The sequence below is a fragment of the Rhodococcus sp. 05-339-2 genome, assembly GCF_002258965.1.
Taxonomy (GTDB): Bacteria; Actinomycetota; Actinomycetes; order Mycobacteriales; family Mycobacteriaceae; genus Rhodococcoides.
Map to the genome: position 1 here is coordinate 35,169 of NZ_NOYW01000011.1, position 11,857 is coordinate 47,025.

General features: G+C 63.3%; 12 protein-coding genes and 2 pseudogenes. 8 read left to right on the forward strand and 6 right to left on the reverse strand.

Annotation, left to right across the window (positions count from 1 at the left end):
• Positions 1 to 32: 32 nt before the first annotated feature.
• Both CH273_RS28135 and CH273_RS28140 read right to left on the reverse strand, forming a co-directional pair.
• The gene (locus CH273_RS28135) at positions 33 to 284 is read right to left on the reverse strand and encodes a DUF3253 domain-containing protein (protein WP_230596743.1); all 252 of its coding nucleotides are present in this window, start codon (positions 282 to 284) and stop codon (positions 33 to 35) included.
• Between the two features lie 15 nt (positions 285 to 299).
• Positions 300 to 467, reverse strand: a pseudogene (locus CH273_RS28140) (DUF2256 domain-containing protein); the annotation flags it as partial.
• On the opposite strand from CH273_RS28140, the pseudogene CH273_RS09660 reads away from it, so the two are divergent.
• Positions 451 to 1,016 (forward strand): annotated as a pseudogene (locus CH273_RS09660) (peptide deformylase). The pseudogenes CH273_RS28140 and CH273_RS09660 overlap by 17 nt on opposite strands.
• Before the next feature lie 13 nt (positions 1,017 to 1,029).
• Here CH273_RS09660 and CH273_RS09665 read toward each other — a convergent pair.
• Positions 1,030 to 1,431, reverse strand: coding sequence for a hypothetical protein (locus CH273_RS09665; protein ID WP_032394958.1), 402 nt, complete (start codon positions 1,429 to 1,431; stop codon positions 1,030 to 1,032).
• A gap of 38 nt (positions 1,432 to 1,469) precedes the next feature.
• Positions 1,470 to 1,802, reverse strand: coding sequence for a hypothetical protein (locus CH273_RS09670; protein ID WP_032395099.1), 333 nt, complete (start codon positions 1,800 to 1,802; stop codon positions 1,470 to 1,472).
• Positions 1,803 to 1,841: 39 nt separating this feature from the next.
• On the opposite strand from CH273_RS09670, the gene CH273_RS09675 reads away from it, so the two are divergent.
• Complete coding sequence (locus CH273_RS09675; protein WP_218829219.1) at positions 1,842 to 2,324, forward strand: DUF6992 family protein; 483 nt, start codon at positions 1,842 to 1,844, stop codon at positions 2,322 to 2,324.
• Between the two features lie 142 nt (positions 2,325 to 2,466).
• The gene (locus tag CH273_RS09680) at positions 2,467 to 3,735 is read left to right on the forward strand and encodes a DUF4185 domain-containing protein (protein WP_032395101.1); all 1,269 of its coding nucleotides are present in this window, start codon (positions 2,467 to 2,469) and stop codon (positions 3,733 to 3,735) included.
• On the opposite strand, the gene CH273_RS09685 is transcribed toward CH273_RS09680, so the two are convergent.
• Both CH273_RS09685 and CH273_RS28145 read right to left on the reverse strand, forming a co-directional pair.
• Positions 3,668 to 4,330, reverse strand: a complete 663-nt coding sequence (locus CH273_RS09685) for a hypothetical protein (RefSeq protein ID WP_032394959.1) — start codon at positions 4,328 to 4,330, stop codon at positions 3,668 to 3,670. The genes CH273_RS09680 and CH273_RS09685 overlap by 68 nt on opposite strands.
• Entirely contained in the window at positions 4,327 to 5,283 is a 957-nt protein-coding gene (locus CH273_RS28145) for a hypothetical protein (protein ID WP_230596719.1), read from the reverse strand. The genes CH273_RS09685 and CH273_RS28145 overlap by 4 nt, the downstream gene beginning before the upstream one ends.
• A 320-nt stretch (positions 5,284 to 5,603) precedes the next feature.
• Between CH273_RS28145 and CH273_RS09695 the strand changes: the two genes are divergently transcribed.
• The 5 genes from CH273_RS09695 to CH273_RS09715 all read left to right on the forward strand — a co-directional run bounded on the left by CH273_RS09695 (position 5,604) and on the right by CH273_RS09715 (position 11,809).
• Positions 5,604 to 6,584: an ABC transporter permease gene (locus CH273_RS09695; protein ID WP_032394960.1), complete on the forward strand. Its 981-nt coding sequence runs from the start codon at positions 5,604 to 5,606 to the stop codon at positions 6,582 to 6,584.
• Between the two features lie 31 nt (positions 6,585 to 6,615).
• Positions 6,616 to 7,536, forward strand: a complete 921-nt coding sequence (locus CH273_RS09700; protein ID WP_052049410.1) for an ABC transporter permease — start codon at positions 6,616 to 6,618, stop codon at positions 7,534 to 7,536.
• The gene (locus CH273_RS09705) at positions 7,529 to 9,430 is read left to right on the forward strand and encodes an ABC transporter ATP-binding protein (protein WP_032394961.1); all 1,902 of its coding nucleotides are present in this window, start codon (positions 7,529 to 7,531) and stop codon (positions 9,428 to 9,430) included. Before CH273_RS09700 ends, CH273_RS09705 begins: the two co-directional genes overlap by 8 nt.
• 37 nt (positions 9,431 to 9,467) lie before the next feature.
• Positions 9,468 to 11,156, forward strand: coding sequence for an ABC transporter family substrate-binding protein (locus CH273_RS09710; protein ID WP_032395104.1), 1,689 nt, complete (start codon positions 9,468 to 9,470; stop codon positions 11,154 to 11,156).
• A gap of 68 nt (positions 11,157 to 11,224) precedes the next feature.
• Positions 11,225 to 11,809, forward strand: a complete 585-nt coding sequence (locus tag CH273_RS09715; protein WP_052049412.1) for a hypothetical protein — start codon at positions 11,225 to 11,227, stop codon at positions 11,807 to 11,809.
• The last annotated feature ends 48 nt before the right edge of the window (positions 11,810 to 11,857 follow it).

Below are 11,857 nucleotides of genomic sequence, written 5' to 3' on the forward strand. Positions count from 1 at the left end.
ACCCACCCACCGACACGTTTCTGCGACGCCGGTCAACGCTTCCAACGAATACGGATTGGGCCCTTCGCAGTCGAGGGATCGACCACGGATCCCTTCTGGGTGATCTCGACTTCTCCCGCGTCGACCATCCGACGGGCGGCGCGGCGGACCGGTTCCATCAACTCCCGCCAACCGTCGTCGGACAGGGCTCGTGCGACGTCGGACGGGCAGATCGTGGAGTCGCGGGACCGGGCGTCGAGCAGGGTCCTGATCTTGTCTTCGAGTTCTTTGTCGGTGGTGCTCACCTTGTGCCGCCGGCAAGAGTCGCTGCAGTACTTGATGTCATCCCAGTTCTTCTCCCACTTCTTACGCCATTCGATTCGCCGCCCGCACGATGCGCAGACCTTGTCGGCGGGCTGCGCAGTGGAGGAGCGACGAGAATGAGCCATGCTTCGACAGTAACCTCGTTGCATCGCGATTCGACCCATTCTCGTTGCCGGTGACCCGCGGCTGACGACGGTCGCCGAACCCGTCACCGTGTTCGACGCCGAGTTGGCGGCGTTCGTGGGGACCTGTTCGAGACCAACACCGCGGCGCACGGGGCCGGACTCGCTGCCAACCAGGTCGGCGACCCGCGTGCAGTGTTCGTCTACGACCTCAGGGACGGCGGGGTCCGTCACCGCGGGCACGTGGTCAACCCAGTGCTCGAGACGTCGGCGATCCCGGAGACGATGCCGGACCCCGGAGACGGTGAAGGGTGTCTGTCGGTACCGGGGGAGCAGTACCCGACCGGCCGCGCGGACTGGGCCCGCGTGACCGGTGTCGATGTGGAGAACGCTCCCGTGTCGGTCGAGGGCCACGGTTACCTGGCTCGGTGTCTGCAGCACGAGTCCGACCATCTGGCCGGTCACCTGTACCTCGACCGCCTGATCGGCCGCGATCAGCGTGCTGCGAAGAAGATGATCAAGGCACGAGGATGGGTCGGCCCCGGCAACAGTTGGCTGCCCGGGTCCGATGCGGACCCGTTCGGCTGGTGAATCGAACCGGCGATCAACACGCGCCGGTGAGTGCGCATGCCGCTGCGCGTTCCAGTGTCCAACGGCCCTCGGAGACAACGAAACCGATCGAGGACACTCGCCCGACGGAAGTGCCGCTCGCCTCCACCCGTCCGGGTGCTACGGCGTCGACGCGGTCGAACGTCACGTCCGACATGACCCCGCCGCTGTCGAACAACGCTGCGTTCTTCTCGAGTGTGCCTTCGAGCGCGTCGGCGCAGTCGGACCGTTCGGCGGTCCAGTCGAAAACGGTACGGAAGATGGCGGTCGCTTCCTCCTGGGTAGGGATGGCTGTGGGCGCGACGGAGGGAGGAGGGGGCGGGAACGACGACGGCGCAACGTTTACCGCGGCGTCGATGCCCGGCTCGGGTTTCGTTGCGGCACAACCGGTGAGCACGACCAGAGCCAGTCAGCAGAGCACACGGCCGACGATCATCAGAACGGGTTGTAGACGTAGAGCATCCGGTAGTCCCACTCCGAGGATCCGGCCGGGATTCGGATCTCCGTCAGGACCCGGCCGTTCTGGGAGCACGAACCGCGGGCGTGAAACGACCAACAATCGATCTGCCGACTCGTGCCGAACGGGCTGACGATCAACGATTCTGTGCTCGCCGCACCGTATGCCGCAGGGTCGAAGGCGCTGACGAAACTCGAGGTGGAGTCCTTGGGCCCGAACGGGTTGTCGTCGGGAGCGGCGGAGGCTGTCGGCGCGACGAGCACTGCGCCGCCGATCGCCAGCGCGACTCCGGCGAGGATCTTTTTCGGCATGGTGGCTCCGTTCGTTTCGAGCACGACTACTCAGTGCTCATGGGATCGGCCGCAACCGACCGCGCGTTACGAACCGGCTCCTTCCTCGAACGCGGCACACTGGAGTCCATGACAGCACTCGAAGCGCCCATCGTTGCCCAGCGGCTCGGCCGTCGTCTCGCGATGTGGGGCGGTGGAAGTGTGCTCGTCGGAACGGTGTTGGCGTTGCGCGGGTCGTCGCCTGCCCGGCGGGCGTTCGGTCAGCAGACTGCGGGGTGGGGTGCGATCGATCTGGCGATCGCGGGTGTAGGCGCGCTGAGCTCGAAGCCTCCGACTGCCGCGAGTTTGAGCCGGCTGCTGTGGATCAATGCCGGTCTCGATGTCCTCTACGTCGCGACCGGCGCGCACATCGCCGTCAGAAAGCCTCGGTTCGGCGGCCGGATCACCGCTGACCAGGCGCTGGGCCACGGCTCTGCCGTCGTCGTGCAGGGCGCTGCGCTTCTCGCATTGGACACGACACACGCCCGCATGATTGCCGGCTAATCACACGAGTGTCATTCTCGCCGTAGGCAATTTGTCAAGCACCAACACGCCTCATTTGTTGCGCGATCAGTAGATTTGCGTAACACTCGTCCCATCAGTCACATCAGTATCGTGGGTCACACGGGAAACGGTGGGTTCGTCCATGCGTGTACGTAGTCGGCAGATTGCTGTCGGGGCTGTCCTGGCACTGGCAGTGAGCGGACTCAGCGCTCTGACCGCGCCCACCGTGTCGGCCGAACCGTGCGGTGGGCTCGGTGGGCCGGGCTCGTCTCCGCTGTTCGGGTCGTCGGGTAGCGCCGGGATGTCGGGCAAGAACCCGCAAGGCCCTCAGGGGCCGCTTCCTCGGATCACCGGCAACACCCAAAGCATCGCCTGGGTCACCGGTCCGCAGAGCGTGAACAACACCTACAAAGACCTCGCGATGTCCGGCACCGACCTCGGAATCAGTTGGGACAACGGGGCCGGCCAGATCCTGATGGCGTTCGGTGACACCTTCGGAGACTGCTCCTCCGGCAATGCGCAGTGGCGCAGCAACGCGCTCTTCCGGTCGGACAAGGCGTCGACGAATCTGGCGCAGGGAGTCGAGATCGGTCCAGCCGACCCCGCGGACAACACCTCCGGTGCCGTCGTGCGGGCCGGTAGTCCCAACTATGCAGCCGAGATCATCTCCAGCGCAAAGCTGCCCAGCGTCGAGGACACGACGATTCCCACGGCGGCCATAGCGATCGGCAACACCCAGTACATCAACTACATGTCGGTGCAGAGCTGGGGCAGCCCCGGGCGCTGGATCACGAACTACTCGGCGACGGCGAAATCCACTGACAACGGTCAGAATTGGTCGACCGACCCCAAGACGATCCGCGTCAACAAGGGTGTCACCATTCCGGGCTTCACCAACGTCCACGAAAGCCAGGGCAAGTTCCAGCAGAGCGCCTACGTGCTGGGTCGAGACGGCAAGTACCTGTATCAGTTCGGCACACCCAACGGACGATTCGGCGATGCCTTCGTCTCACGGGTGGCACCGAGCGAGATCGAGAAGCTCGACGCGTACGAGTACTCGACGCAGGATCCGGATCCGACGAAGCAGTGGTCGAAGAACATCGGCGACACCGTTGCGATCGTCAAGGGCCCGGTCAGTGAGATGTCGGTTGCATGGAACGACTACCTCGGCCGCTACGTGATGATGTACGGGGACGAGAACACTCGCACATTGGTCGCTCGCACTGCCGAAAATCCCGAGGGGCCCTGGAGTGCGCCGAGGACCATCCTCGATGCCAATCAGACCGCCGGCGGAATCTACGCGCCGTTCATTCACCCGATGTCGAGCGGAAAAGACCTGTACTTCACTGCTTCTCGGTGGTCGGACTACAACGTGCTGCTGTTGAAGACGAATCTCGACGCGCTGAAGTGATCTCCGCGGAGCGTTCGATCGCCGCCTGCAGGTAGGCATCCACCTCGAGATCTTCCGGGGCGGAAAGTAATCCGCGCCGGATCGTCGAGAGATATCTGCTCGACGGTTCGCCGGGCTCTCGGGCGATCGAACTTGTCAGCGTGAACGCAGGTCGTCCGTCGATGTCCGGAAGTCGGAGTAGTGCATCGTATTTCCCACGGAAGCTCTCACCTTCGCGATCCACTGCCAGCTGCGACCATTGTCCGATGGCAAGTGTCTCCGTCCCCCCGACATCGATGGATGCGACGACGTTCTCGACGGCAGCCAGGTGAGCGAACTGGACGCCGTCGAGTAGATAGCCATGTGCTACAGACCGATTCGCGGCATCTGCCGTCGTCGAGACGAACGCGGACGCTCCGGTCCAGCGCCGCGAGACTCCGGCGAAGTACAGCGGATAGTCGATCCACAGCCATCTTTCCCCGGCAGGCAACGCTGTCGAGGGTGCCGGTGGGTGCGCACCGAATTCGGAGCTTTCGTCGGATCCCGTCAGGTAGCTGAAAAACCTCTCGCGCAGGAGATTCGACCCGTACGAGACGTACCAGAGCCGGCTGTTCACTCGGTCTCGAACAGCTGCCGGTATGCCTCGGCGAGCAGGTCGGCCGCGAGGTCGTGGTTGTGTGACGCTGCGCCCGTCGAGTTGCCGGATCGCATCAGCCTGGCGTTGAGGCCGTAGGCGAGGTCGTCGAACGTGTCGTCGTCGATCCCGAGGTCGACGTCCACGTCTTCTTCCAGCAAGGCACCGAGGTCGATCGACCACGACCACACACGTTCGTCCCGGTAGGGGCCGCGCCCGGCGCTGACGGTCTCGTTGGAGACCTCGAGTTGCTCGTCGGTCCGGTCGCGCGGAACGTTGGTGTTGATGCGCAGGTCGAGTTCGATCGTGTCGTCGTCGTGCACGATCTCGTCGACGCGCAGCGTCTCGAAGCCGCCGCACGTCAGCGTCAGCAAGCGCCGAGGCCCGGTGTCGACGTGTTCGTCGGACAGGGCGGCGATCTGCCACAGGTACTTCGCGGTGTTCGCCGGGTCGGGGATCGAAGAGTTGATGTAGTCGGCCACGATGCTGCGGATGGCCGGGTATGCGATGTGGTCGGACAGTTCCCAGAACTGCTTGCGCGCCTTGCCGACAGACGTGTCGAGCAATGTCGCCCGCTTGGCCCTTTCCTTCGGCAGCGCAGATTTCGCGCTCGGAACGTCGCCCAGGGAGGCCGGCTCCGAGGGGCGTTCACGTAGACGGGTCAGGTGCGACACGAGATCTCGCAACTGCTCGAGCTGATCGGCAGTCCCGGCTGCGAAGTCGAGTGCTTCGATGTCGGTCCACGCGTCGAGGTCGGCGATGAACTGTGCCGCGACCGAGTCGGAGTACCCGACGTAAGCCTCGTTGTCGGCGAAGTGCAGAACGTAGAGCCCGGCTCGGTGTTCCTTGGCCGCGAAGACCGTGGCGATGGATCCGGCGTCGGTGACGTCGTATCGCTCGAAGGTGAATCCGTCGGATGTGGAAGCTGTCGGCATGGCTGTGAATCTACCGATGTGAGTCGAATGCGCCTATTTTCGGCCGTGTCCGCAATGTCGGGAATTCGTTCCAGAAACCAATGATTTAGGTGAACCTTCGTAAACTGGATGTTCAGACTTGTTCTGGCACCGCGTGTTCCGCATTGTCCGATGTACCGGAAGTACTTCCGCTACCGTGAACGAAAGTTGAATTCGTGGTGCTATCTTGTGGAATGTCTGTTTCCATCGCTAACGAAACAAGCAGGTAACACGCGGTGTGAACAATGCCGAGAGCAGTGCCATCGGGCACGGCCGTTGTGCTCGATGGAAGGTGGTTGCGCGTGGGCGGTTATCTTGCGCGGAGGTTGCTGAACTACGTCGTCCTGCTGCTCATCGCGACGTTTCTGACCTACCTTCTGGCGTCGCTCACGTTCGATCCGCTGTCCAATCTCCTCAGCCGCAACCCGCCGCCGTCGAGCGCTGTACTCGACGCGAAACGCGCGGCGCTGCATCTCGACGACAACCCCGTGTTGCGCTACCTGAAGTGGCTGTGGGCTGTGCTTCATGGTGACTTCGGTCAGACCATCGCGGCCGGCTCCGTCAACGACGAGTTGTGGCGACGCATTCTCGTCTCGCTGCGTTTGGTGGTGCTCGGCACCGTCCTCGGCGCGGTACTGGGAACACTCGTAGGTGCGTACGGTGCCGTCCGGCAGTACAAGATCTTCGATCACGTCGCCACTGTCGTGACGTTCATCCTCATCAGCACCCCGATCCTGGTTCTGGCGCCGGTACTCAAATACCTTGCTGTGCAGGTCAATCAGAGCACCGGTAGCCAGTTCTTCCAATACACCGGTGAGACGTCGACAACACTCGCTCCCGGTCTGATGAACGAAATCATCGACCGTGCTCAGCATTTGCTGTTGCCGACCGTTGTCCTGATGTTGTTCACCATCGGTGGTTACAGCCGCTACATGCGTAGTTCCATGCTCGACGAACTGAACATGGACTACATCCGTACGGCCCGCGGCAAGGGCCTCACCCGCGGCCGCGCGATATTCAAGCATGGCTTCCGAACTGCATTGATCCCGATGGCGACGCTCTTCGCGTTCGGGATGGGCGCGGTGATCACCGGCGCGACCTTCACCGAGCGAGTTTTCGGGTGGTACGGCATGGGGGACTGGCTGATCTACGGCATCACCAGTCAGGACATCAACATCACGCTCGCGGTCTCGCTGTTCACCGCGCTGTCGGTCCTCGTCTCCGGAATGTTGACCGACATCTTTACGGCCGCATTGGATCCGCGCGTTCGCTACGCGGACTGACCCACCACTTCGAGTAAGGAAAGGATCGGCGATGGCGACACCTGTGGTTCCCGAGATCGCTGCGGTCGAGGGCCCGAGCGACTCGACGGCTCCGATCACACGCAGGCGCTTGGTGCTGCGCCGGTTCCTGCGCAACCGGCCTGCGTTGGTGGGCGTCGTGGTGCTGCTCGCGATGTTCGTCGGCGCATTCGTACTCCCGCACTTCATTCCCTTCACCTACGAGGAACTCGACGCGTACGCGCTCAACTCGCCGCCGACCACACGACACTGGTTCGGCACCAACCAGATCGGGCAGGATGTTCTGGCTCAGACGCTGCGTGGACTGCAGAAGTCGCTGATCATCGGCATGCTCGTCGCGCTCATTTCCACGGTGCTTGCCGGCGTCGTCGGCGCGGTGGCGGGATACTTCGGCGGTTGGACCGACCGCGCGCTGATGTGGGTCGCCGATGTTCTGCTCGTCGTCCCGAGCTTCCTGGTCATCGCTATCTGCTCGCCGCTGTTCCGCGACAAGAGCTTCTTCATCCTGGTGTTGCTGCTCGCGGCGTTCGCGTGGATGATCACGTCCCGCATCATCCGTGCGATGACGCGGTCGTTGCGTGAGCGCGAATTCATCCGTGCCGCCAAGTACATGGGTGCGACGCCGACGAGTGTCATCGGGAAGCACGTGCTGCCGTCGATGGCGTCGATCCTCATCGTCGACGTCACGCTCAACGTGGGTATCGCCATCATCGGTGAGGCGTCGCTGAGCTATTTCGGTTTCGGTGTCCAGCGGCCCGACGTCTCGCTCGGCACACTAATCGCGGACGGTACGTCGTCCGCGTTGACGTATCCGTGGCTGTTCGCGTTCTGCTGTGGCGCACTGGTATTGATCGTGCTGGCAACGAACTTCGTCGGCGACGGCCTGCGCGACGCATTCGATCCGAACTCGACGAGGGGACAGGCACGTGGCTGAGACTGTGCCGGTGTTGAAGGTCAGCGGACTCGAAGTCAGCTTCCCGAGTGAGGAAGGCCGCGTCACCGCGGTCCGCGGACTGGACTATCAGGTCGACAAGGGCGAGGTCATGGCCATCGTCGGCGAATCCGGCTCCGGTAAGTCGGTGTCGTCCCTGGCCGTTATGGGGTTGCTTCCGCAGAGCGCACGGGTCACCGGGTCCATCGAGCTGAACGGCCGTCAGCTACTCGGACTGTCCGACCGTGAGATGTCCCGTGAGCGTGGGCGTTCGGTGGCGATGATCTCGCAGGACCCGTTGACTGCGCTGACGCCCATCTACCGGATCGGTGATCAGATAGCCGAGGCGATCTCGGTACACAATCCGTCACTGAGCAAGGTGAAGGTCCAGGAGCGGACCCTGGAATTGCTCGATCTGGTCGGCATCGCCGATCCGAGAACACGGGCGAAATCGTATCCGCACGAGTTCTCCGGCGGTATGCGGCAACGCGTCGTCATCGCGATGGCCATCGCCAACGATCCTGACCTCATCATCGCCGACGAGCCCACCACTGCCCTCGACGTGACGATCCAGGCGCAGATCCTCGATCTGCTTCGGACCGCACGGGACGTGACCGGAGCCGGCGTCGTGTTCATCACCCACGACCTGGGAGTCGTTGCCGGCGTTGCCGATCGGGCCATGGTCATGTACGCCGGGCGAGCCGTCGAAAGTGCTCCAGTGGACGAGCTGTACGCGCACCCGTCCATGCCCTACACCGTCGGATTGCTCGGCTCCGTCCCTCGCCCGGATCGTCCCGCACAGGACCGTCTGGTGCCGATCGAGGGCACGCCGCCCGCTCTGGTGAATCTCCCGACCGGCTGCCCGTTCGGGCCTCGATGCCCGTTGCACACGGAGGCCTGCGACGAAGGCGAACCGCCGCTGATTCAGGTTGCCCCGAATCACAGTGCGGCGTGTGTCCGCATCGATGCGGCGACGGCCGAGTCGGTGGAGGCGGAGTTCGAGGGTGCCCCGAGGTCGGAGGCACCGGCCGAATTGGTGGTGACCGTACCGAAGGATGCTCCGGTGTTGTCGGTGACCGATCTGCACAAGAGCTACCCCATGTTCAAGGGTTCGGTACTGCGTCGACGCGCGGGCGAAGTGCCTGCGGTGCAGGGCATCAGCTTCGATGTCCACGCAGGGTCCACCTTGGCGATCGTCGGCGAATCGGGCTGCGGCAAGTCGACGACCCTGCTCGAGATCATGGAGTTCGTGAAGCCGCAGCAGGGCTCGATCAGAATCAACGGAGTCGAGCCTTACGGCCTGAGCCGAGCCGAGCAACGAAAGCTGCGCGCGCACATCCAGATCGTGTTCCAGGACCCGATGGGCTCGCTCGATCCGCGAATGCCGGTGGGGGAGATCATCGCCGAGCCGTTGAAGATCAACGGCGTGCCGGTCGACGAGCGCACCCGCCGGGTTCGGGAACTGATGGACACGGTCGGAATGCGTCCCGAGCTCGCTGATCGGTATCCCACCCAGTTCTCCGGCGGGCAGCGTCAACGTGTCGGCATTGCAAGGGCTTTGGCGCTCAAACCGTCGATCCTGGTGCTCGACGAGCCGGTGTCCGCGCTCGACGTGTCGATCCAGGCGGGTGTGCTGAACCTGCTCCAGGATCTGCAGGAGGAGCTCGGTCTGGCGTATCTGTTCGTCTCGCACGACCTGTCGGTGGTGCGTCATCTTGCCGACGAAGTAGCGGTGATGCGCAACGGGGTGTTCGTGGAGAAGGGCCCGACGGCGCAGATCTTCGACGCACCCGAGGACCCGTACACACGGGCACTCCTGAAAGCCATCCCCATCCCCGATCCGATGCTCCAACGAGCCCGAATCGCCGAGGCCGCACAGCTGGCCGACGCCATCTGACCTTGCAGGTTACGTGCACACTGAGAAAGGTGAATTGATGAGAGCCAAGCTATTTCGGGCACTGGTCCCGATCGCGGTGGCCGTGACCACCGTCGGACTGGTGGCGGGGTGCAGCTCCGGCGACACCGGGCCCAACGCCGATGCGCCTGCATCGTTCGAGAGCGGAGCGCAGATAAACCCGCATCCGATCACCGATTTGCAGCAGGGCGGGAACATGAACTTCCCGCTTTCGCAGGTACGTCCCAATTACAACTACTACCAAATTGACGGCACAAGCGTTGATTTGGCACGGATGTACTTGGCGCTGATGCCAACTGCATTCAAGGCCGCCGCCGATGCGAGCTTGACGACGGCAACCGACTTCTTCACCGACATCACCGAGTCGGAGACCGACGGCAAGCAGGTCATCACCTACAACATCAACCCGAAGGCCAAGTGGAGCACCGGCCGACCACTCGACTACACCGACCTTGTTGCGACGTGGACCGCCAACAGTGGGAAAGACCCGGCCTACGAGGCTTCATCCACGGCCGGGTACGACAAGGTCGAATCCGTCGTGCGCGGCGAGAACGATCAGCAGGTAGTCCTGACGTTCACAGAAAAATTCGCCGACTGGCGATCCCTGTTCGTGCCGCTGATGCCGGCGGAATCGGTCAATACGGTGGAGGCATTCAACACCGGCTCGGTCAGCGCAATGCCGGCCACCGCAGGACCGTTCCGCATCAGGACCATCGAGCCGGGTGGCAAGCGGATCGTCGCCGAGCGCAATCCCGATTGGTGGGGTGAGAATCCAGCGGTACTCGACTCCATCACCTATCTGCCACTCGATTCGACGGCCTCCGTCGGGGCACTGCAGAGCGGTGAGATCGATTACTACGAACTCGGCAGCAGCGCTGATGCATTCAAGGTCGCGCAGGGAACTCCGAACATCGACCTGCGCCAGAGCCTCGGTCCGCAGTACCGCCATTTCGATTTCAACGGCGCGCCCGGACGCATCACGTCGGACAAGGCTGTCCGGTTGGCTCTGATGAAGGCGATCGACCGTGATTACCTGGCCACCTCGCAGCTCGGCCAGATCACCTCGAACCCGACGGTGCTGAACAACCACATTTTCGTCGACGGCCAGAAGGGTTACCAGGCGAACAACGGCGACGTCACGTTCGACCCGGAGAAGGCGAAGTCCGAACTCGAGGCCGCCGGATGGACGATGAACGGCGAGTTCCGCTCCAAGGACGGACAGCAACTCGATCTGCACGACATCATTCCGGCGGACACCCCGAACGCGACGCAGGAAGCGCAGATCATCCAGCAGAACCTCAAGGCTGTCGGCGCCAACCTCATCATCGACGCAGTGCCGTCCGACGACTTCTTCGAGAAGTACATCCTGGTCGGCGCATTCGATGTCACCCACTTCACCTGGGAGGGAACGCCGTACACCTCCAGCAGTGACGGCATCTTCCGCCTGACGCCCGGCAGTACGCTGCAGAACTACGGTCAGGTCGGGTCCGAGGAGATCAACGGACTGCTCGACACGGCGGCCGGCGAGCTCGACGACGACGCACGTATTGCCGACTACAACGAGGCAGACAAGGCGATCTGGGCGGAGGGGCACAGCCTCACGATGTTCCAGCGTCCGTCGACGTACGCGACCAAGTCGAATCTCGCGAACTTCGGCGCTCCGGGATTCGGAGACCTCGATATGTCGAAGGTCGGGTTCCTGAAATAGCTCACGGTCTCGGATATCCGGTCGGTGCCGCGGCAGCCACGTTGGTTGTCGCGGCATCGACCGTTGTCGTGATCGCACCGCTGAGTTTCTTCGTTGCGCTCGTCGTCCTCGTCTGGACGGGTTGGTCGGTGGCGTGCGCTCTCCTGTCCGGGCGATCAGCACAGACATCGACCGCCCGAACCACAGTGCGGCGAGTTCGGTTTCAGCACCGCATGCGGTCGCGCGGTTACCTGGAGGTCCACGAGAAAACAGGGCGGGCCTGGTACCCCGTCTACTTCCACACCGGGCTGCTGGCGATCGTCCCCGATGCCGATGCCCGCATGAGTAGATCGATCCTCGGCCGCCGAGCCTTGGTTGTGGAACCGGGAATTCTCGCCGTGCCGTCGGGGCGTCGTCGTACGTCGTTACCTCCCGGCATACCCCTCGATGCCCCTCGCCTTAACGACGTCGATCTGCAGACGCGCAGTGAAAGATTCGGATCGCTACGCCGCCGAATCATGCTCGACGCCCCTGCTGCAGTGGCCGGCCCGTTCATCGGTCTGCTGTGGCTGGTCGTCGACGGCGGGGGATTCGCCGAGTTCGTAGCCGTCACCGTTCTGGCTGCGGTCACTGCGCTCTGGTGGTCGGCGATCGGTGGAAGCGATCCCAGCTGAGCCGTCCTGCCGGGTACTTCGTCCGACGCATGTTCGTAACTGCCGAGA

Coding starts and splice junctions, on each gene's coding strand:
- CH273_RS09710 (WP_032395104.1), top strand. CDS start 9,468: ATGAGAGCCAAGCTATTTCGGGCACTGGTCCCGATCGCGGTGGCCGTG.
- CH273_RS09670 (WP_032395099.1), bottom strand. CDS start 1,802: ATGCCGAAAAAGATCCTCGCCGGAGTCGCGCTGGCGATCGGCGGCGCA.
- CH273_RS09675 (WP_218829219.1), top strand. CDS start 1,842: ATGGGATCGGCCGCAACCGACCGCGCGTTACGAACCGGCTCCTTCCTC.
- CH273_RS09680 (WP_032395101.1), top strand. CDS start 2,467: ATGCGTGTACGTAGTCGGCAGATTGCTGTCGGGGCTGTCCTGGCACTG.
- CH273_RS09700 (WP_052049410.1), top strand. CDS start 6,616: ATGGCGACACCTGTGGTTCCCGAGATCGCTGCGGTCGAGGGCCCGAGC.
- CH273_RS28145 (WP_230596719.1), bottom strand. CDS start 5,283: ATGCCGACAGCTTCCACATCCGACGGATTCACCTTCGAGCGATACGAC.